At 69.2% G+C, this 20889-nt stretch carries 20 protein-coding genes; 7 read left to right on the forward strand and 13 right to left on the reverse strand.

Annotated elements, in window-relative coordinates; all coding sequences use genetic code 11:
- Positions 1-32: 32 nt before the first annotated feature.
- From JI739_RS22750 to mltB, 4 genes are read left to right on the forward strand one after another with little or no spacing between them, the layout of a single operon-like run.
- Positions 33-953 carry an AAA family ATPase gene (locus tag JI739_RS22750; protein ID WP_201686314.1) on the forward strand — a complete coding sequence of 307 codons (921 nt, stop codon included), beginning with the start codon at positions 33-35 and terminating at the stop codon, positions 951-953.
- Complete coding sequence (locus JI739_RS22755) at positions 950-1909, forward strand: DUF58 domain-containing protein (protein WP_201686315.1); 960 nt, start codon at positions 950-952, stop codon at positions 1907-1909. The genes JI739_RS22750 and JI739_RS22755 overlap by 4 nt, the downstream gene beginning before the upstream one ends.
- Positions 1906-3957, forward strand: a complete 2052-nt coding sequence (locus JI739_RS22760; RefSeq protein WP_201686316.1) for a transglutaminase TgpA family protein — start codon at positions 1906-1908, stop codon at positions 3955-3957. Before JI739_RS22755 ends, JI739_RS22760 begins: the two co-directional genes overlap by 4 nt.
- 8 nt (positions 3958-3965) lie before the next feature.
- Positions 3966-5117, forward strand: coding sequence for a lytic murein transglycosylase B (gene mltB, locus JI739_RS22765; RefSeq protein ID WP_201686317.1), 1152 nt, complete (start codon positions 3966-3968; stop codon positions 5115-5117).
- Between the two features lie 8 nt (positions 5118-5125).
- On the opposite strand, the gene JI739_RS22770 is transcribed toward mltB, so the two are convergent.
- From JI739_RS22770 to JI739_RS22785, 4 genes are all read right to left on the reverse strand, one after another.
- Complete coding sequence (locus JI739_RS22770; protein WP_201686318.1) at positions 5126-6670, reverse strand: hypothetical protein; 1545 nt, start codon at positions 6668-6670, stop codon at positions 5126-5128.
- A 79-nt stretch (positions 6671-6749) separates the two neighbouring features.
- Entirely contained in the window at positions 6750-6986 is a 237-nt protein-coding gene (locus JI739_RS22775) for a DUF167 domain-containing protein (RefSeq protein WP_201686319.1), read from the reverse strand.
- 15 nt (positions 6987-7001) lie between these two features.
- Complete coding sequence (gene aroC / locus JI739_RS22780; RefSeq protein WP_201686320.1) at positions 7002-8099, reverse strand: chorismate synthase; 1098 nt, start codon at positions 8097-8099, stop codon at positions 7002-7004.
- Between the two features lie 67 nt (positions 8100-8166).
- The gene (locus tag JI739_RS22785; RefSeq protein WP_201686321.1) at positions 8167-8631 is read right to left on the reverse strand and encodes a CBS domain-containing protein; all 465 of its coding nucleotides are present in this window, start codon (positions 8629-8631) and stop codon (positions 8167-8169) included.
- A gap of 152 nt (positions 8632-8783) precedes the next feature.
- Between JI739_RS22785 and xth the strand changes: the two genes are divergently transcribed.
- Positions 8784-9563 carry an exodeoxyribonuclease III gene (gene xth / locus JI739_RS22790; protein WP_201686322.1) on the forward strand — a complete coding sequence of 260 codons (780 nt, stop codon included), beginning with the start codon at positions 8784-8786 and terminating at the stop codon, positions 9561-9563.
- Between the two features lie 258 nt (positions 9564-9821).
- On the opposite strand, the gene ntrC is transcribed toward xth, so the two are convergent.
- The 8 genes from ntrC to JI739_RS22830 all read right to left on the reverse strand — a co-directional run bounded on the left by ntrC (position 9822) and on the right by JI739_RS22830 (position 18263).
- On the reverse strand, positions 9822-11318 hold the full coding sequence (ntrC, locus tag JI739_RS22795; RefSeq protein WP_201686323.1) for a nitrogen regulation protein NR(I): 1497 nt from the start codon (positions 11316-11318) through the stop codon (positions 9822-9824).
- Positions 11319-11345: 27 nt separating this feature from the next.
- A complete protein-coding gene (gene glnL / locus JI739_RS22800; protein WP_201686324.1) occupies positions 11346-12422 on the reverse strand; it encodes a nitrogen regulation protein NR(II) in 1077 nt (358 codons plus the stop codon).
- Positions 12423-12429: 7 nt separating this feature from the next.
- Complete coding sequence (locus JI739_RS22805; RefSeq protein ID WP_201686325.1) at positions 12430-12945, reverse strand: hypothetical protein; 516 nt, start codon at positions 12943-12945, stop codon at positions 12430-12432.
- A gap of 151 nt (positions 12946-13096) precedes the next feature.
- Positions 13097-14515, reverse strand: a complete 1419-nt coding sequence (gene glnA / locus JI739_RS22810) for a type I glutamate--ammonia ligase (RefSeq protein ID WP_201686326.1) — start codon at positions 14513-14515, stop codon at positions 13097-13099.
- A 149-nt stretch (positions 14516-14664) separates the two neighbouring features.
- Positions 14665-15495, reverse strand: a complete 831-nt coding sequence (locus JI739_RS22815; protein WP_201686327.1) for a competence/damage-inducible protein A — start codon at positions 15493-15495, stop codon at positions 14665-14667.
- 16 nt (positions 15496-15511) lie between these two features.
- On the reverse strand, positions 15512-16468 hold the full coding sequence (locus tag JI739_RS22820) for a sterol desaturase family protein (protein WP_201686328.1): 957 nt from the start codon (positions 16466-16468) through the stop codon (positions 15512-15514).
- Between the two features lie 3 nt (positions 16469-16471).
- Positions 16472-17281 carry a polysaccharide deacetylase family protein gene (locus tag JI739_RS22825; RefSeq protein WP_201686329.1) on the reverse strand — a complete coding sequence of 270 codons (810 nt, stop codon included), beginning with the start codon at positions 17279-17281 and terminating at the stop codon, positions 16472-16474.
- Entirely contained in the window at positions 17247-18263 is a 1017-nt protein-coding gene (locus JI739_RS22830; RefSeq protein ID WP_435531637.1) for a YncE family protein, read from the reverse strand. Before JI739_RS22830 ends, JI739_RS22825 begins: the two co-directional genes overlap by 35 nt.
- A gap of 100 nt (positions 18264-18363) precedes the next feature.
- Between JI739_RS22830 and JI739_RS22835 the strand changes: the two genes are divergently transcribed.
- Entirely contained in the window at positions 18364-19137 is a 774-nt protein-coding gene (locus JI739_RS22835) for an alpha/beta fold hydrolase (protein ID WP_201686331.1), read from the forward strand.
- A 17-nt stretch (positions 19138-19154) separates the two neighbouring features.
- On the opposite strand, the gene JI739_RS22840 is transcribed toward JI739_RS22835, so the two are convergent.
- Entirely contained in the window at positions 19155-19883 is a 729-nt protein-coding gene (locus JI739_RS22840; RefSeq protein WP_201686332.1) for a pseudouridine synthase, read from the reverse strand.
- 25 nt (positions 19884-19908) lie between these two features.
- Here JI739_RS22840 and JI739_RS22845 point away from each other — a divergent pair, with 25 nt between their 5' ends.
- Positions 19909-20838: a LysR substrate-binding domain-containing protein gene (locus tag JI739_RS22845; RefSeq protein ID WP_201686333.1), complete on the forward strand. Its 930-nt coding sequence runs from the start codon at positions 19909-19911 to the stop codon at positions 20836-20838.
- The last annotated feature ends 51 nt before the right edge of the window (positions 20839-20889 follow it).

Below are 20889 nucleotides of genomic sequence, written 5' to 3' on the forward strand. Positions count from 1 at the left end.
GCGGTAGGGATTCGGTGATAACGTCGTGCTCCATGCAAGCACAACGACAGCTGGCGACTCTGCTCGATCAGCTTAACACGGTGATCGTGGGCAAATCGGTCCAGGTCCGCGACTGCGTGGCCTGCCTGCTGGCCGGCGGACACCTGCTGATCGAGGACGTGCCGGGCGTCGGCAAGACCACCCTCGCGCATGCCCTGGCCCGCGCCTTCGGGCTGCAGTTCTCGCGCGTGCAGTTCACGGCCGACCTCATGCCCAGCGACCTGTCGGGCGTCTCGGTCTACGACCGCGGCAAGGAAGACTTCGTCTTCCACCCGGGACCGGTGTTCGCGCAGGTGCTGCTGGCCGACGAGATCAATCGCGCCAGCCCCAAGACCCAGAGCGCGCTGCTCGAAGCGATGGAGGAACACCAGGTCACCATCGAGGGCGAAACCCGTCCGCTGCCCCGGCCCTTCTTCGTCATCGCCACGCAGAACCCGCTGGACCAGCTCGGCACCTTCGGCCTGCCCGAGTCGCAACTCGACCGCTTCCTGATGCGCATCTCGCTGGGCTATCCCGACCGTGCCGCCGAGCGCGAGCTGCTGCGCGGGCAAGACCGTCGCGAGATGGTCATGCAGCTGTCCGCGGCGCTCACCCCCGGGGCGCTGGACGACCTCCAGCGCCAGGTGCAGCAGGTGCACGCCGCCGATCCGCTGCTCGATTACGTGCAGGACCTGGTGGCCGCCACGCGATCGGGCCGCTGGTTCCTGCAGGGGCTCTCGCCCCGCGCCGCGATCGCCGTGGTGCGGGTCGCCAAGGCCCAGGCCCTGCTCGGCGGGCGCGACTACGTATCGCCCGACGACGTGCAGGCCATCCTGCCGCAGACGGTTGGCCATCGACTGGTGCCCGTGGGCTCGGCCGGCCGGGGTCCGGTCGAACAGGTGCGCGCCATGCTGGAGGACGTGCCGCTGCCGTGACGCCGACCCGCGTGCGGCAGCGCCTGCGCAGCTGGTGGCTTGCGCGCCTGCCGGTGACCGACACCCTGGCGCTGACCCAGCGCCGGGTCTACATCCTGCCCACCCGCGCCGGCTGGTTGCTGGGGGGCACGCTGCTGGTGTTGCTGATCGCCTCCATCAACTACCAGCTCAATCTCGGATACCTGCTCACCTTCCTGCTGGCCGGCAGCGCCCTGGTGGGCATGCACCTGAGCCACGGCACGCTGCGCGGCCTGCGCCTGAACCTGGAGCCGCCGCAAGCGCAGTTCGCCGGTGCCAGCGCCGAGCTGCGGGTGGTGATCGCCAACGATGGCCGCTCGGCCCGGCACGGCATCGGCGTGGCGGTGCACGAGGCGCCCGACGGCCAGCAATGGGCCTGGTGCGACGTTCCGGCACAGGGCAGCAGCACCGTCTGCGTCGCCTTCCAGCCGGCGCGGCGCGGGCTGCACCGGGTGCCTGCGCTGACCGCGGAGACCCGCTACCCGCTGGGCACCTTCCGGGTCTGGACGGTTTGGCAACCGGCCGCGCGGGTGCTGGTGTGGCCGGCTCCTGAATTGGCGCCGCCGCCGCTGCCGCCCGCGCAGGCCCGTGCGGGCCACGGGAGCGCCCGCGCCGCCGCCGGCCGGGAATTCGAAGGCGTGCGCGCCTACCGCCGGGGCGACGCGCTCCGGCAGGTGGTGTGGAAGAAGTCGGCGCGCAGCACCGAGCTGGTCAGCCGCGACCACGAGCAGGCGCGCCGACCCGAGCTGTGGCTGGACCATGCGCTGGCAGGTTCCGGCAACCTGGAGCAGCGGCTGTCGCGGCTGGCCGCCTGGGTGCTGCAGGCCGACCGCCTCGGGGCCGAGTACGGCCTGCGCGTGCCGGGCCAGCAGGTTCGGCCCGGCAACGGCGAGGCCCACAAGCGGCATTGCCTGGAGGTGCTGGCGCTGTGCGGGTGAACACGCTTCGCAGCCGCATCGGCGCCCTGCCCCGCGAGGGCCGCGATGCCATCTTCCTGCTGATCGCGATCGCCTGGATCGTGCTGCCATTGACGCCGCACCTGCCGCTGTGGTGCAGCGCGCTGGTGGCCGCGGTGCTGGCGTGGCGCGGCCGGCTCGCCTGGCGCGGGCTGCCGCTGCCGCGCGCGCGTTGGGTGCTGGCCCTGCTCGCGCTCGGAGCCGTGGGCACCTTCGCCAGCCACGGCACGCTGCTCGGACGCGACGCCGGGGTGACGCTGGTGGTGGTGCTGCTGGCACTCAAGACGCTGGAGCTGCGGGCCCGGCGCGATGCCTTCGTGATCTTCTTCCTGGGCTTCTTCACCCTGGTCACCTACTTCTTCTATTCGCAGTCGCTGGCCGTCGCCGGCGCGATGCTGGTCGGGCTGATGGCGCTCCTCACGGCGCTGGTCAACGCCCATCTGCCGGTCGGGCGCCCACCCCTGCGCCAGTCGGCCGCGACGGCGGGGAGGATGGTGCTGCTCGGTGCGCCGGTGATGGCCGTGCTCTTCGTGCTGTTCCCGCGGCTGACTCCGCTGTGGGGCTTGCCCGCGGACGCGCTGACCGGCCGCAGCGGGCTGAGCGCCCAGATGGAGGTGGGCAACGTCGCCCGGCTGGCGCTGGACGAGAGCATCGCCCTGCGCGTGCGCTTCGAAAACGACCAGGTGCCGCCGCGTTCGCAGCTGTATTTCCGCGGGCCGGTGCTGGGCCGCTTCGACGGCCGCAGCTGGCGCCCGCTGTACCCGCGCCCGGCCATCCTGCCGCGGCAGCTGATGGAGCGGCGTGCACCGCTCCAGCTGCAGGGTGAGCCGGTGCGCTACCGCGTCACGCTCGAGCCGCACAACCGCCCCTGGCTGCTGACGCTGGACGTGGCGGGCCAGGCGCCCGAGGTGGCCGATGCCGAGGCGATCGGCACGCCCGAATTGCAGTGGCTGCTGGCGCGTCCCGTCACCGACCTGCTGCGCTACGACGCGCAGAGCCACCTGCAATGGACACAGGGCCCGCTGGCCAGCGCCGCCGCCCTGCCCTGGGAATACCGGGAGTTGCCGCCGGGGTCCAACCCCCGGACGCTGGAACTCGGCGCCGAACTGATGCGGCAGGCCGCCCCGCAAGACAAGGCGGCGCTCGTGCAAGCCGCACTGCAGCGCCTGCGCACCGGCGGATACCGCTACACGCTGGAGCCAGGCCTCTACGGCACGGACAGCGCCGACGAATTCTGGTTCGACCGCAAGGAAGGCTTTTGCGAGCACATCGCGTCCGCCTTCGTGGTGCTGATGCGGGCAATGGACATTCCGTCGCGCATCGTGACCGGCTACCAGGGCGGTGAGCGCAACCCCATCGACGGGTGGTGGGTGGTGCGCCAATCCGACGCGCACGCCTGGACCGAGGTCTGGCTGCAGGGCCAGGGTTGGGTGCGGATCGACCCGACCTCGTCGGTGGCACCAGGCCGGATCGGCTCGTTCCAGCGGCTGCAACCGCCGCCCGGCGTGCTGGCCAACACCATGGCGGCCGTGAGCCCCACGCTGGCCGCGCACCTGCGTTCGGTGTGGGAGGCGGTGAACAACGCCTGGAACCAGCGCGTGCTGAACTACACGCAGAGCCGCCAGCTTGCGCTGCTGCGCCAGCTCGGGTTCGAATCACCCGACTGGAAGGACTTGGCCGCCCTGCTCGCCTGGGTCATCGCCGCGGCAGCAACGGCAGGCGGTGCCTGGAGCCTGTGGGAGCGACGCCGGCAAGACCCGTGGCTGCGATTGCTGGCGCGTGCCCGCCAGCGCCTGGAAAAGAGCGGCCTGCCGTTGCCCGCCACCCACGGACCGCGGCAACTCGCCACGGCGGCCCTGGCGCACTTCGGTGCGGACGCCCAGGCCTTGGCAGACTGGCTGCTGCGCCTGGAGGCCCAGCGCTATGCGCGTTCACCGCAGCTGCCCTTGGCCACGCTGCGGCGACAATTCGACCACCTGCCCTGGCCTTCCTCGCACCCGCCCGCCCAACTCCAGCCACGCCACTCCTGAAGGCACCCATGTCGTACCCCGTCGTCTTCGGCCTGCTCCTGGCCGCCGCGCTGGCGCTGCCGCTCCATGCGAGCGCCGGCACGCATTCCCAGACCCGCAAGAAGGCCGCTCCTGCCGCCGCGCAGAAGGCGAAGAAGTCGGCGATCAAGAAGACGTCGGTGCGCAAGGTCCGCAGCGCACCGGCTTCGCGCCAGGGGCTGCCCTATGCCGACCATCCTGAAGCCATGCGCTTTGCCGACGAAGTGGCCGAGCGCCGGGGGCTCGATCCGGCATGGACCCGCCGCGCCATCGGGCAGGCGCAGCAACTGCCACTGGTGCAGCGGCTGATGCAGCCGGCGCAGCCCGGCACGCGCAAGAACTGGGCGATCTATCGCAGCCGCTTCATCGACAACTTCCGCATCAACGCCGGCCTGCGCTTCTGGCAGGAGAACGAGAGCTGGCTGGCCAAGGCCGAGCGCGAGCACGGGGTGCCCGCGGAAATCATCGCCGGGATCATCGGCGTGGAGACCATCTATGGCCGGCAGATGGGGGACTTCCGCGTCATCGATGCCCTGAGCACCCTCGCCTTCAACCACCCCGAGAACCATCCCCGGGCCGCCGAGCGCGCCGCGTACTTCAGGGGCGAGCTGGAGCAGTTCCTGTCCACCCAGCACCGGCGCAGCCTCGATCCGCTGGAGCCGCTGGGCAGTTTCGCCGGCGCCACGGGCATGCCGCAGTTCATGCCGAGCAGCTGGGTCAAATGGGCGGTGGACTTCGACGGCGACGGCCGCATCGACCTGCGCAACAGCGCCGCCGACGCCATCGGCTCGGTGGCCAACTACCTCAAGGGCTATGGCTGGCAGACCGGCATGCCCACCCATTACCCGGTGCGGTTCGACGCCGAGACGGTGGACATGGACACGCTGCTCGCGCCCGACATCCTGCCCACCTTCAGCGCCGCCAGCTTCCAGGCCAAGGGCGCGCTGCTCGACGGCGCGGCCGCCGGACATGCGGGGCCGCTGGCGCTGGTGGAACTGGAAAACGGCGACGGCCCCAGCAGCTACGTGGCCGGCACGGAGAACTTCTACGTCGTCACACGCTACAACCACTCGAGCTACTACGCGATGGCGGTGATCGAGCTGGGGCGCGCCGTGCGCGAGGCGGTGGAGCGCCAGCCGTAGCGGCTCGCTCAGACCTCCGGCGGCATGATGCGAAAGCTGAACCGCACGTCGCCGTCCAGCTGGCGCATGCCCTTCCGGTCCACCAGGAGCGTGTACTCGATCCGGTAGTAGCTGGCGGGATCCACGTCCATCGGCTCACCCATCACGTCGACGATCTTTCCGTCAGGCAGACGGCCCGTCATGAACGGAAAAAACAAGCTGCCGGTCGGTGTCTGCGACAACGTGACAGCAGCCACACCGGGCTTGCGCAACTCGATGGCGAAGTGTGGGTGCGGCCTCTCCGAAGAAACCAACTTACCGCGCTTACCGTCATAGCGAACCGGGGTCGTGCGCGCAGAGTCCATCACCTTTTCCGACTCCATGAAAAATGCCTGCTGTGCGACCTGCGTCACCGCCTCGAGCAACTCACGGTCTCCTCCCAATGCCTGAAAGATCTTCTGTACGGCACCCTCGGAACGCTTGTTCATGGCAACGACCTCTTCGCCCGCGGCGCCGCGCACAGCGTAAGTTGCCCGGGGCAAGTCCTTCGCAAAGGTCGAGGCCACTTCGAACCCTTCGTGCTGCACGAGCTGCTCGGCCGTGCCGGCGGACGCTTGCGCTCCGGTTCGAATCAACTCGGTTGCTTGGGCGCTCAGCTCGCAAGCGTCCGGGGCCAGGTGGCCGAACAGATCGCGCAAGCTCCAGCAGGCGTCGATGACATCCATCGGGCTGCCGGCCGTGCTCGGGGGCTTGGCGCCGCCCGAGCCGGGCTGCCCAGCGCTTAGCGCATCGATCAGGAACCCGAGGTGGCTCCTGAGCTTCGCGGCGAACAGGATGCTTGATCTTTCGGCGTCCGATTCGGGCGCCTTTCTGGCGACCTGGTCCAGCGCCGCGTGCAGCTGCTTCAGGCACGGGAGCGACGAGAACTCGAATGCACCCGCTGCCTTCTTGACCGCGGCTTTCAGGAGATTGGCGCGCGTGTCCAGCGTCCGGGCGGTCCTGAACAGTTCGTCCAGCTTGACCAGGTGGCGAAGGACCGCGCTGCTGGCTCGGGCACGCTGTCCGGGGGCCTGGACTTGCCCCCCCGACTTGCGGTCTGCCTGCCCGGACCCGGATGCTGCGGCACCCAGAAGCTGCCTGACTTCGGTCGGAATGGCGCGGCCCGCACGCTCGAGGTTGGTTGCGGCGATGACCCGCTCACTGGCCCCACACTGCGCCAGCGCCGCATGCAGACGGTCCAGGCAATCGTCCGACAGCGAGGAAAGGTCCTCGACTTTTCCGATCTCCACCAGCAGGTCGATCCTCCACTCGGCGCCCAGGTGCGCAAGCTGCTCCAGGCGCGCGATGGTGGCGGCCGCCCACGCGTCGTCGACCGGGGTTGGCTGGAGCTTGGGCAACGCCGGCAGCGAAACCGCGCGATCCCTTAGCGACGCACCAGCCGCACCGGCGTGCGACACCGGGCGCGCCGGCGCCGACTGGGCTGCCGAAGCTGTTGATGTCTTGGGCGGCGGCTTCGCCGCGGGCGCGGTTTGACTCGATATCGCACGGCGATGCGCCTTGGAACCACCTTGCATCTGGACACTCCTTCGCACAAGCCACGAAGTAGTCCCCGACCTAGAGAGCTGGTTCCGGCCCCACGCAGAGGACAAACCCTCAGCCGTCCCCATCGATCTCAACCAGCTTCAGCCGCGCCCCGGCCCCTGTCTTGACCTTCACGGCCGAGCGGTTGCAGCCGAAGTGGCTGGCCAGCAGGCGCACGAGTTCGTCATTGGCCTTGCCGTCCACCGGCGGCGCCGCCACCTGGACCAGCCAGGGTTCACCATCACGACTCGGCGGCGTGAGCAGGCTGGCGCGGGCGTTGGGCTTGACCCGGACCTGCAGGATCTTCACGGGTGAGGCCGGCGCTCAGGGCCGTGCTCCCGGAATCGCCGCCAGCGGCGGCTGCACGTCCGCGTTCTGCGCCCGCTGGCGCAGGGCATGCTCCATCACGACCAGCGCCAGCATGGCCTCGGCGATGGGGGCGGCGCGGATGCCCACGCAGGGGTCGTGCCGCCCCTTGGTGATCACCTGGGTGGGCTGCCCCTGGATGTCGATGGTGTCGCGCGGGGTGATGATGGAACTGGTGGGCTTGATGGCGATGGAGACTTCCAGGTCCTGGCCGGTGCTGATGCCGCCCAGCACGCCACCCGCATGGTTGGTCGCAAAGCCCTCTGGCGTGAGCGAATCGCCGTGCACGCTGCCGCGCTGGGTGACCACGCCGAAGCCGGAGCCGATCTCCACGCCCTTGACCGCATTGATGCCCATCATGGCGAAGGCGATGTCGGCATCGAGCTTGTCGAAGAGCGGCTCACCCAAACCGGCGGGCACGCCCGATGCCATGACTCGGATGCGCGCGCCACAGGAATCGCCGCTCTTGCGCAAGGCGTCCATGTAGGCCTCCAGGTGCGAGACGTCGGCCACCGGAGCGAAGAAGGGATTGCGGGGCACGTACTCCCAGCCCTCGAAGGGAATCGGGATGTCGCCCAGTTGCTGCATGCAGCCGCGAAATTCGGTGCCATGCGCCTGCCGCAGCCACTTCTTGGCGACGGCGCCGGCGGCCACCATGGGCGCCGTCATGCGGGCCGACGATCGGCCGCCGCCGCGTGGATCGCGCAGGCCGTACTTTTGCAGGTAGGCGTAGTCCGCATGGCCGGGGCGGAAGGTCTGGGCGATCTCGCTGTAGTCTTTGCTGCGCTGGTCGGTGTTGCGGATCAACAGACAGATGGGGGTGCCGGTGGTTCGGCCCTCGTACACGCCGGAAAGGATTTCCACCTGGTCGGCTTCCTGCCGCTGGGTCACGTGCCGGCTGGTGCCGGGACGGCGACGGTCGAGGTCAGGCTGGATGTCGGTCGCGGCCAAGGCCATGCCAGGTGGGCAGCCATCGATCACGCAGCCGATGGCGGGGCCGTGGGATTCACCGAAATTGGTGACAGCGAAGAGATTGCCGAAGGTGTTGCCGCTCATTCCGGTTCCGTTTGCAGGCCGTTGCCGCCCCAGATCTTGGGCGGCAAGGAGCGGCGATTATCCCGCCTCAAAGCTGGGCAGAAGGCTGGGCGTCCTCGCTGCTGGGCCAGTCGCGGATGTACGCCTTGAGCATCCGGTTCTCGAAGTTCTGGCTGTCGACCACGGCCTTGGCCACGTCGTAGAAGCTGATCACGCCCATGAGCATGCGTCGGTCCATCACCGGCATGTAGCGCGCGTGCCGGTCCAGCATCATGCGGCGCACCTCGTCGAGCTCGGTTTCGCTGGTGCAGGTGAGGGGGTGGTCGTCCATGGCCGATCGCACCAGCACCGAGCCCACGTTGGACTTGTGCTTGACCATGCACTGGATCACCTCGCGGAAGGTGAGCATGCCCACCAGGTCCGCATGCTCCATCACGACCAGCGAGCCGATGTCCTTGTCCGACATGATGTCGATGGCGCGCTCCATCGGTTCGTCGGGGCTGACCGTATAGAGCACGTTGCCCTTCACGCGCAGGATGTCGCAGACTTTCATGCCGGTATCTCCAGGTGTCGGCGGTGCTGCCGGTCTGAACAAATATAGCCCACATCGCCGAGGGGGACCACTCCGGAAGACCTGAGCCACCAGGGGCCGCGGGGCCTGCGCGAACGAGCCACTAAACTGCGCCGGCACCCGAAGACACCGGCATGAAGATCACCACCTGGAACATCAACTCCCTCGCGGCACGGCTGCAGCATGTGCTGGACTGGCTGGCCAGCAATCCCGTGGACGTGCTGTGCCTGCAGGAACTCAAGCTCACGGAAGACAAGTTCCCGCTGCTGGCCCTGCACGAGGCCGGCTACGAGCATTGCGCCGTCTTCGGACAGAAGACCTACAACGGCGTGGCCATCCTCAGCCGCACACCGGTCCGCGATGTCGTGCGCAACATGACGCAATTCCAGGACGAGTCGTCGCGCGTGGTCACCGCCACGGTCGACAGTCCGCTGGGCGAACTGCGCCTCGTCAACGGCTACTTCGTCAATGGGCAGGCGCCGGGCACCGACAAGTTCGCCTACAAGATGGCGTGGCTGGACGGCCTGCAGCAGCACGTGAAGATGGAGATGGAGCGGCACCCCCGGCTCGTGCTGCTGGGCGACTTCAACATCGCTCCGGAGGACCGCGACTCCTACGACCCCGACGGCCTGCGCGAGACCATCCACCACAGCACGCCCGAGCGCGACCACTTCAAGCGGCTGCTCGATCTGGGCCTGGTCGACGGCTTCCGCCTGTTCGAGCAGCCCGAGAAGAGCTATTCGTGGTGGGACTACCGAATGCTGGGTTACCAGAAGAACCGCGGCCTGCGCATCGACCACATCCTGGTGAGCCAGCCCCTGCGCGACCAGGTCCGCGCCTGCCACATCGACCGCGCCCCGCGCAAATGGAAGCAACCCAGCGACCACGCCCCCGTGACGATCGAGCTGGGCTGAAAGGACAGGGCCAGACCGAGAGGCGCCCAGAGGCCGCCGCGCAGCGGCAGGCCTGTCCTGAGCCTGTCGAAGGGCCGTTCCAGCGGCAACCGCGGAACCGGCTTCGCCGGGCCGCTGGTTGCGCCCCCTTGAGGGGGAAGCGGCGCAAGCCGCTTCGGGGGTGGGCCTTTGCTTACCGCGGAACCGGCTTCGCCGGGCCGCTGGTTGCGCCCCCTGGGGGGATTCAGGGGGCTCGGCCAACGGGCCGCTTCGGGGGGGTCAATCCTCCAGCCCGAGCTCCTGGATCTTGCGCGTGATCGTGTTGCGCCCGATGCCCAGCTTCTGGGCTGCCTCGATGCGACGACCACGCGTGCTCTGCAGCGCGGTCAGGATCAGGCGTGACTCGAACCGGCGCGTGAGGGTGTCCCAGACGTCGTGCCGGCCGCTGGCCAGCAGGGCCTGCGCCTCGACCTCGAGGCCCGCTTCCCAGCCGCTGCCGGCTGGCGCCGCAAGCGCAAGCACCGGCGCTGCGGGCGCCTGAGGCGTTGCGGCCAGCGGCGCCAACGCCTCGATCAGCGGCACCGGTTCGGGCGCGGAGCCGGTCTCCGGGATGGCGGCCAACACCTCCGGCGGCAGGTCCTTGGCCTCTATCACCTGGGCCGGCGCCATCACGGTGAGCCAGTGGCAGATGTTCTCCAGCTGCCGCACGTTGCCCGGGAAGGCGAAGACCGACAGCCGGGCCAGTGCGGCGTCCGAGATGCGCTTGGGCTCGACGCCGAGCTGCTGCGCCGATTGCTGCAGGAAGTGGCGCGCCAGCATCGGCACGTCCTCGCGCCGCTCGCGCAAGGCCGGCAGCCGCAGGCGAATCACATTCAGTCGGTGGAACAGGTCTTCGCGAAAGCCACCGTCCTTGACCCGCTGCTCCAGGTCCTGGTGCGTGGCCGCGATCACGCGCACGTTGGCCTTGACGGCGCTGTGGCCGCCCACCCGGTAGAAGTGGCCGTCGGAGAGCACCCGCAACAGGCGCGTCTGCAGGTCGAACGGCATGTCGCCGATCTCGTCCAGGAACAGCGTGCCGCCCTCGGCCTGCTCGAAGCGGCCGCGGCGCATGGTCTGCGCCCCGGTGAAGGCGCCGCGCTCATGGCCGAAGAGTTCGGATTCGAGCAGGTCCTTGGGAATGGCCGCGGTGTTGATCGCGATGAAGGGCCCGCTCGCGCGCGGCGAGTGGCGGTGCAGTGCGCGGGCCACGAGTTCCTTGCCCGAACCCGATTCGCCCGTGATCAGCACCGTGACGTTGCTTTGCGACAGCCGGCCGATGGCGCGGAACACGTCCTGCATGGCGGGCGCCTGGCCCAGCATCTCGGGCGCGGCAACCATGCGCTCCTCGGCCACCTGCTCGCGCCGGCTCTCGTCGACCGCGCGGCGGATCAACTCGATGGCCTTGGGCAAGTCGAAGGGCTTGGGCAGGTACTCGAACGCGCCGCCCTGGAAGGCGGAGACGGCGCTGTCGAGATCGGAGAAGGCGGTCATCACGATCACCGGCAAGCCCGGCAGCCGCTGCTTGACCTGGGCCAGGAGATCCAGGCCCGAGCCGCCCGGCATGCGGATGTCGCTGACCAGCACCTGCGGGCCATCGCCGTCGTCGTCGGAATCGAGGGCCTGCAGCACCTCGCGCGGGTTGGTGAAGCTGCGCGTGGGCAGCTCCTCCCGCATCAAGGCCTTTTCCAACACGAAGCGGATGGATTGGTCATCGTCAACTATCCAGATCGGCTTCATGCGTGTTCTTCCCTCAGGTCATGCGGTTCAAGGCAACGGAATCAGGATCTTGAAATCCGTCCGGCCCGGTACGCTGTCGCACTCGATCAGGCCATGGTGCTGCTGCACGAAGGTCTGAGCCAGTGTGAGCCCGAGGCCGGAGCCGCCTTCCCTGCCCGACACCAGCGGGTAGAAGATGCGGTCCTTGATGGCCGGAGGCACGCCGGGTCCGTTGTCGATGACATGCAATTCCAGTGCCAGACGATAGCGCTGCTTGCCGAAGGTGACCTGGCGCGCGACGCGCGTGCGCAGCACGAGCTCGGCATCGCCCGCTTCGATGCGCTCGGACAGCGCCTGGCAGGCGTTGTGCGCCACGTTGAGCACGGCCTGGATCAGTTGCTCGCGGTCGCCGCGGAATTCGGGCAGCGAGGTGTCGTACTCGCGCACGACTTTCAGCCCGCGCGGGAACTCGGCCAGGATCAGCGAGCGCACGCGTTCGCAGACCTCGTGGATGTTCACGTCGCCCACCACGTGCGGCTTGCGGTGCGGCGCCAGCAGCCGGTCCACCAGGGTCTGCAGCCGGTCGGCCTCGTGGATGATGACCTGCGTGTATTCCTTGAGCTCGCGCGAGTCGATCTCCATCTCGAGCAATTGCGCCGCGCCGCGGATGCCGCCCAAGGGGTTCTTGATCTCGTGCGCGAGGTTGCGGATCAACTCCTTGTTGGCCTCCGCCTGGCCGATCAGGCGTTCCTCGCGCTCCTGGCGCGCGTGCTGCTCCAGCGGCAGCATCTCGACCACCACCTCGCCGAGTCGCTCGGTGGGCACCACCACCACATGCACCGCCAACGGCTCACCGCTGTGCCGCACCAGGGCGGCTTCGTAGCGCAGGACGGCGAAATCGTTGCTGCGGGCACCCTCCAGGGCGCGGTGCAGCGGCTGCGGGTCGGTGAAGACCTGCGGCAGGAGCGAGCCTTCGATGCTGCGACGCGACAGGCCCAGCGCGTCTTCGAGTGCGGCGTTGGCGAAGCGCACCGTGCCATCCGTCCCCACGACCGCCACCAGGGTGGCCAACTGGTCGAAGGCCTGGAAGGAAGGGAGGGGATCGGCGGTGGGCTCTGGGGTCAAGGGAGGTCTAGCGGGAAGCGGTCAGCCGGGAGAGTTCGCGCCGGATGCCGGCGATGTCGGCTTCGTTGCGGGTGATGGCGGCCTTGAGCTCGGCCACGCGGTCCAGGTACTTCTGGTGGTTGCGCGTCTCGGGGCCCAGCTTCTCGGGCTCGCCGTTGTTGTATTCCTTGAGCAGTTCGGCCTGGCGTGTCTCGGCCCTCTTCAGCTCGGTCTCCAGGATCAGGCGGGCATCGGCGTCGCGCGCGCGCTGCTCGCTGCTGTCGACCCGGTTCGGCGCCGGGCTGCCCGCGGCCTGCTGCGGCTGCGCGGCGCTGGCCGGGGCCACCACGCGCGTGGGCGGGGTCTGCACGCGGGTGCCTTCGATCACGGTGAAGTTGTTGCCCTCGATGGGCTTGCACCCTTTGGACTGGGCCTCGGCGGCGTCGTTGGTGTAGGTGTTGCCGCAGCGATAGACGCGGGTCTGCGCCTGGGCGGCGGTGGCCACGGCAGCCAGCAGAGAGAACAGGACAAGTGCGTGGTTCATCGGGGGTCTCAGGCGGCTCGGGCTCATGGCGGGCAAGTATGGCTGAACTCTTCAGCAGCGAAGCAATGCCCCTGCCGGAAAGAAAAACGGGCGGCCCGGACCGCCCATTTTTCACGCAGGCCGGGCGCCGCGAGGCGCCGGCGCATCGGCCTCAGAGGCTGTAGTACATGTCGAACTCGATGGGGTGCGTGGTCATGCGGAAGCGCGTGACCTCGGTCATCTTGAGCTCGATGTAGGCGTCGATCATCGCCTCGCTGAACACACCGCCCTTGGTCAGGAAGGCGCGGTCCTTGTCCAGGTACTCCAGCGCCTGGTCGAGGCTGTGGCAGACGGTCGGGATCTGCGCGTCTTCTTCCGGCGGCAGGTGGTAGAGGTCCTTGGTGGCGGCCTCGCCCGGGTGGATCTTGTTCTCGACGCCGTCCAGGCCCGCCATCAGCAGCGCGGCGAAACCCAGGTACGGGTTCATCAGCGGATCCGGGAAGCGTGCCTCGATGCGGCGGCCCTTGGGGTTCGCCACGAAGGGAATGCGGATGGAGGCCGAGCGGTTGCGGGCCGAGTAGGCCAGCTTGACCGGGGCTTCGAAGCCGGGGACCAGGCGCTTGTAGCTGTTGGTGCCGGGGTTGGTGATGGCATTGAGCGCGCGGGCGTGCTTGATGATGCCGCCGATGTAGTACAGCGCGAACTCCGACAGGCCGGCATAGCCGTCGCCCGCGAACAGGTTCTTGCCGTCCTTCCAGACCGACTGGTGCACGTGCATGCCCGAGCCGTTGTCGCCCACCAGGGGCTTGGGCATGAAGGTGGCGGTCTTTCCGTAGGCGTTGGCCACGTTGTGGATCACGTACTTCTGCAGCATGGTCCAGTCGGCCCGGCGCACCAGGGTGTTGAAGCGGGTGCCGATCTCGTTCTGGCCGGCGCCGGCCACCTCGTGATGGAACACCTCGACCGGGATGCCCAGCGTTTCGAGGATCAGCGACATCTCGGCGCGCATGTCCTGCGTGCTGTCGACGGGAGGCACGGGGAAGTAGCCGCCCTTGACGGTGGGGCGGTGGCCCTTGTTGCCGCCTTCGATCTTCTTGCCGGTGTTCCAGGAGGCTTCGTATTCGTCCACCTGCACGAACGAGCCGGACATGTCGGCGCCCCAGCGCACGTCATCGAAGATGAAGAACTCGGGCTCGGGTCCGAAGAAAGCGGTGTCGCCCAGGCCGGAGGCCTTGAGGTAGGCCTCGGCGCGCTTGGCAATGGAGCGCGGGTCGCGGTCGTAGGCCTTGCCGTCACCGGGTTCCAGCACGTCGCAAGAGAGCAGTAGCGTGGTCTCTTCGAAGAAGGGATCGATGTTGGCCGTGTCGGGATCGGGCATCAGCAGCATGTCCGACGCCTCGATGCCCTTCCAGCCGGCGATCGACGAGCCGTCGAAGGCGTGGCCCGAGGTGAACTTGTCCTCGTCGAAGTGCGAGACGGGCACGGTCACGTGCTGTTCCTTTCCGCGGGTATCGGTGAAGCGGAAGTCGACGAACTTGACTTCGTTTTCCTTCACCATCTTCATCACGTCGGCGACGGTCTTGGCTGCCATCAGTTTCTCCTGGTCGATGGTTGGTTGATCAATGACGGGGGCGGGGATGCAGTTTTCATGCCACCTGCTGGTGCATGACGCGACCTGGCATGCGGTCGAGCTGGTCGCTCCAATCTGGTGCCAGCGCACCGAATTGGAGCAGATAAGGGTTAATTCGGGGTGGAGAGGCCGATCTCTCGCACCAACTCGGGGCCGAGGTCGAGTTTCATGGCCTGCAGGCCGCTCAGCAGCTGCCGGTACGCGGGCTCGACGTCGGCCGGCTCACCCTTGACGCCCAGGTCGATGTGGCGTCCCCACTGGGGATGGTCGACGCTGGGCAGGCTGAACACCTTGATCGCCGGGTGGTCGCGCTCCACGGCTTCCATCAACGGCGTGAGCGTGGCCTCCATCGAGCCGTGCACGATGACGGATTTCTCGAGATACGGCTGCTGGCGGAACAGGTGGCGGTATTGCTGGTCCAGCACCCATTCCATCATCGGCCAGGCCATCACCGGAAAGCCCGGGACGAAGTGGACGTGCGCCACGCTGAAGCCGGGGATCTTGTTGTACGGGTTGGGGATGAGCCGGGCGCCCTGGGGGAACACGCCCATGTTGAGCCGGTGCGCGTTGTCGGCACGGTCGGGGTCGTAGGGCACACCCTGCTCGCGCGCGGTGTCCTGCATGCGCTCTCGGATCAGGGCCGCGGCCTGCGGATGCAGTTCCAGCTCGACCGCCAGCGCACGAGCGGCGCATTGGCGGGTGTGGTCGTCGGGCGTGGCACCGATGCCGCCGCAAGAGAACACCGGATGCCCCGCCTCGAAGGCTCGCCGCAGGCTGGCGGTGATGCGATCGGGCGCATCGCCCACGTACTCGGCCCACGACAGCTGCAGCCCGCGGGCGGCCAGCAGCTCGATCAGCTTGGGCATGTGCTTGTCGGCGCGTTTACCGGAAAGGATCTCGTCGCCGACGATGATCAGGCCGAATTCTGAAGTGGCGGTCATGGAGGCGGATTGTGAGTCAGGCCTTGCCCAGGAGGCGTTTGATGCCCAGCCATTGCTGGGACACAAAGCCGCTCCCGTAGTCGCGCCCCTGCTCGATCTGGTCGCGCACACCCGTGGGCTCCCAGCGCCGCTCGAAGTTGGCGGTGCCGAACAGCAGGTCCCACACCGGCAGCAGCACGGCGTAGTTGCAGCCGCCCAGGCTGCCCGGCCCGCGCGCCTCATGGCCCAGGCCCACGGCATGGTGCAGGCGATGGAAGCGCGGGCTGACCCAGAGTCGTTCACCCAGGCTGCCGAACCACAGGCGGACGTTGGCGTGCGAGAGGCTCTCGCTCAGCTGCGTGATGGCGACCACGGCCACGAACTGGCCGGGCGCCACCCCGATGGCCTGCGCCAGCAGCACCAGCAGGCCATCGCGGACCAGGTCGTCGAGCAGGTGGTTGCGGTTGTCGCTCCACATCGTCATCTGGCGCTGCGAGTGGTGCAGCGCGTGCAGCGTCCACCACCAGCGCCAGCCGTGCTGGCCGCGATGGATCCAGTAGTCGGCGAAGTCGAACACCACCAGGTAGATCAGCAGGCTGGCCCACGCCGCATCGGTCACTCCCGGCCAGAGCTGGTCGAGGTGGAAGGTGCCCACACCGGCCGCGCCCAAGGTACCGAAGAGGGCATCGAACAGTGGATCGACCGTGAAGAACAGGCCCAGCCGGAACAGCCCCAGCCGATGCAGCAGCGTGTAGGCGACGTCGGTGCGCACCGCCCGCCGGTCGAGCATCGGTTCGACCGGCCGCCACCACTGCAGCGGCGCGATGACCACGAGCATCACCGCCAGCTGCAGCAGCCCGACCAGCAGCCAGCCCGTGGCGGCGAAGCCGTCTTCGAGCAGGTTGCCCATGCCGAACGCGAACAGCAGCGGCTGCACCACGGCTTCGAAGAGCGCCTGCTGCGCCGTCCCGAACACGTCCTCGATCCAGCTCATCGTTCAACTCTTTCGCGCGATCCAGTCGCGCCACTGCGGATGTTCGCGCAGGGTGCGAAAGCAAAAGCCCCGGCTCTTGAGGCCGACCACCAGGGGCTCCAGCACGGCCGGCGCCCAGGGGTCGCTGCGCGACCAGATGCCGAGGTGGGCGACCAGGATGTCTCCCGGGCGGACGCCGCGCAAGGCCTGGTCGAGCAGGGCCGCATTGGGGTGCGACTGGCTCGGCAGCTCGTCGCCCAGGAAACCCGTCGGGCTCCAGCCCACGTGGCCGTAGCCGCAGTCGCGCATGGCCTGCACGAAGCGCGGCGAGGTCTTGCCCCCCGGGGCCCGGAACAGCGGCAGGGGCTTGCGCCCGGTCACCTGTTCCAGGCGGCGTGCGGCCTTGTCGATCTCGGCGCAGTAGCGTGCGGCGGTCCAGTCCTGCAGGCGGCCCTGATCGGGGCCGGCCGAGGCCTGCACCCGAAACCCTCCGCCGGGCAGGTCCGCGCGCCAGTAGACATGGTCGAAGGTGTGCGAAGCGAACTCGTGGCCCTCGGCGGCACGGGCACGCCACCAGGGCGCCCAGTGCTCGCCCAGGCTGCCGTCGCCGGTCTTGGTGCGCTCGTTGGCGGCAAAGAAAGTGACCTTGACCTGGTGCCGCGCCAGCACGTCCGCGATGAGCGGCGCGACGTCCATGTGGCCGGTGTCGAAGGTCAGGTAGACCGGCTTGGCGCAGGAGCCCTCGGCAGCCCAGGCCGCCGGCCACGCCGCCAGCAGCGCCGCGACCAGCAGCCGACGGTCAATGCCGGACGTGGTCGAGCGTCCAGACGCCATGGGGAGACTTTCCGACCGCCACCTGGCGGACCACCTGCCGGGTCTGGGTGTCGATCACGGTGAGCCGCCGGGCCCAGCGCGAGGTGACCAGCAGCAGCCGGCCGCCCGCCACCAGCTCCATGCAGTCGGGCCCGCCGGGTGCCGGCAGCGTGTCCACCACTTCGAGGGACTGCAGGTCGATCTTGGAGATGGTGTTGGCCACCCGGTTGCTCACGTACACGTGGCGGCGGTCGCCGGCCGAGCGGAAGGCGTGGGCGCCGGCGCCGGTCTTGATGCGCCGGGTGACGCGCGGCTGCGGCCCGGTGAGGTCCCAGACCTCGACATGGTCGCCGCCGGTCATGCCCACCAGCAGGAAACGGTCGTCGGCCGTGCCGAACACGTCGGCCGGCATGGGGCCGGTCTTGGCCCGCCACTTGAGCGCCTGCGTGGCCAGGTCGATGGCGACGAGTTCGTCGCTGTCCTGCATGGTGACGAAGGCCGTGGTGCTGCGGCTGTCGATCCAGATGTGGCTGGGTGTCTTGCCGGTGGGGATGCGCCTGGCCAGCTGCAGGTCCTTGCCGTCCCACCGGTAGAGGTCCACATGATCGAGCCGGTTGGCGGCCGTCACGAACCACTTCATGTCGGGCGAGAAGCGCAGGTGGTAGGGATCGATGATGCCGCGGACGGTGCGCTGGACCTCGGCCGTCCGCGGGTCGATGAAGGTGAGCGTGTCCGATTGCGCGTTGGCCACGATGACCGACTTTTCATCGGGCGTCATGTACAGGTGGTGGGGCTCCTTGCCGCTGGCGATGCGGCGCACCACTTTCCAGTCCCCGCCCGACGCGTCGATCACGCTGACGTCGGCGTCCTGGGAGTTGAGCACGAAGACGGGCGCGGACAGGCCGGCGATCGCAGGGGTGGCAGCCGGTGCCGGTGCCGCAGCCGGCCTGGCCGGTGCGGGTGGCGTCTGGGCGCTGGCGAACAAGGAGGCGGCTAGCCCCACGAAGACAGCGAACTGGCGAAGTTGAAGCACGGGGCTGGGACGGTGCGTGGGGGTGCGCCAGTGTAGCCCGGCAGAAGCGGCGTTTCCGTAACATCGCGCGATGGAACACACGGTGATCGACGGCGTGGCGCTCGAGGTACAGCGGGTGGGAAGCTCCGGTGCCCCGGCGCATGCGCCGCTCGTCTTTTTGCACGAAGGCCTGGGCTCGGTGGCCATGTGGCGCGACTGGCCGGCCAGGCTGTGCCACGAGTCGGGGCGCCAGGGCATCGTCTATTCGCGCCGCGGCTACGGCGCATCCGATGGCGTGCCCGACGTGCGTGGCAAAGGCCGGCTCGGGGCCGACTACCTGCACCGGGAGGCGCTCGAGGTGCTGCCGGCCCTGCTGGCGCGGCTGGGACTGCAGAGCCCGGTGCTGGTGGGCCACTCCGACGGCGGCAGCATCGCCCTCATCCACGCGGCCGAACACCCGGTAGCCGCTTGCGTCGCGCTGGCCCCCCACGTCATCGTGGAAGACGTGTCGGTGCGCTCGATCGAGCAGGCCCGCGACGCCTTTCTGGGCGGCGACCTGCGCGAGCGGCTGGGGCGGTTCCACCGCGATGTGGATGGCGCCTTCTGGCAATGGAACGACATCTGGCTCAGCCGCGAGTTCCGCGACTTCGACATTCGCCCGCTGTGCCGCCGCATCACCGCGCCGGTGCTGGCGATCCAGGGCGAACAGGACCCGTACGGCACGCTGCGCCAGATCGACGAGATCGCCCCCACGGCCGGGCGGCTGCAGAAGCTGGTGCTGCCGGATTGCGGGCACTCGCCGCACCGCGACCAGCCGGATCGGGCGACGGCCGCGATCAGGGACTTCCTGCAGACGATCGACTGATTCGCCCCCCGGGGGCTTCAGTCCTTGCGCCCCGCCAGCTCGACCTCTTCCAGCGTGAGCCAGCGCCACTGCCCCGGCGGCAGGTCGGCCGGCAGCGCGAAGCGGCCGATGCGCGACCGATGCAGCGTCTCGACCCGGTTGCCGGCCGAGGCGACCATGCGCTTGACCTGGTGGTGCTTGCCTTCGGTGAGGGTCAGGCGCAGCGAGCGCTCCCCCGTGCGCTCGCAGGCCGCCGCGCGCACCGGGCGCGGCTCGTCCTCCAGGCGCACGCCGTCCAGCAGGCGCTGCACCTGCGCCGCCTCTACCGGATCGCGCGTGCCGACCTCGTAGACCTTGGGCACGTGGTGGCGCGGTGAACTCATGCGATGGATGAAGCTGCCGTCGTCGGTGAGCAGCAAGAGGCCGGTGGTGTCCTGGTCCAGGCGGCCGATGGCCTGCACGCCGTTCACCGCGCCCTTGTTGGGGCGCTGGCGCAAGGGCGCCGGCAGCAGCGTGTACACGCTGGGCCAGGCCGAGGGCTTTTGCGAGCACTCGGTGCCGGCCGGCTTGTGCAGCACCACGTAGGCCTGCCGCTGGTAGATCCAGGGCGCGCCGTGCACGCTGAAGTGCAGGCCCTGCGGCTCGACATCGGCCCACGGGTCGGTGCAGGGCACGCCTTCGAGCAGCACGTGGCCCTGCTCGATGAGGCCGGTGCAGACGCGGCGGGTGCCGAATCCCTGGGAAAACAACAGGTCCTGGAGTTGCATGGGGCGCGTATCGTACGCGCCGCCCATGAGTGCGCTTTTCAACCTCGCCCGATTCGACCTGGTCTCCATCCGCCTGGTGGTCGACTGCGTGCAGCATGGCAGCCTCAGCGCCGCCGCGCGCGCATCGCACCTGGCCCTCGCCGCCGCCAGCCGCCGCATCCGCGACCTGGAAGACGCCGTGCGCGAGCCGCTGTTCGAGCGGCACGGGCGCGGCCTGCGGCCCACGCCCGCCGGCCGGGTGTTCGCCCGCCACGGGCTGGGCCTGCTGCAGGGCATGGAGCAACTCGCGGGCGAGCTGTCCGACCTGCGCCAGGGCATCGCCCGGCGCATCCGCCTGAGCGCCAATTCCGCGGCGATCAACGAGTTCCTGCCACCGCTGCTGGCCCGCTACGCCCGCCAGGCCCGGCAGGTGCGGATCGAACTGGAGGAGCAGCTGTCCACCGGCGTGGTGATGGCGCTGCGCGAAGGCCGGGCCGATGTCGGCGTGTTCGCCGAAGGCCCCGACACCGAGGGCCTGCAGTGCCGCGTGTTCCGGCACGACCAGCTGGTGCTGGTGCTGCCGCAGGGCCACTCCCTGGCCGGTCGCGGCGCCCTGCCCTTCGCCGACGCGCTGGACGAAGACTGGATCACCCTCAGCGACGGCGCCGCCGTGGTGCTGAGGCAGCAGCAGGCGGCGCTGGCCGCCGGGCGGCCGCTGCGCATCCGCATGCAGGTGCGCAGCTTCGACGCGGTGTGTCACCTGGTGAGCTCGGGGCTGGGCATCGCCGTGCTGCCGCGCAACGCGGTCCGCCCCTTGCTCGCGCCCATGAAGCTGCGGGTTCGGCCGCTGTCGGACGAGTGGGCCTCGCGCGACCTGCTGGTCGCCACGCGCGCTGGCGCGGTCGAGCCGGCCGTCGGCGAGCTGGTGGACTTCCTGGCTTCCCCTGGCGCAGAAGCACGCGCCAAAAAGGTGTGAAGGAATCGTGGCGCGCAGCAGATTCATTCACACCTCCTCACGTTTCGCAAA

This window comes from Ramlibacter aurantiacus (assembly GCF_016722895.1).
GTDB lineage: Bacteria > Pseudomonadota > Gammaproteobacteria > Burkholderiales > Burkholderiaceae_C > Ramlibacter > Ramlibacter aurantiacus.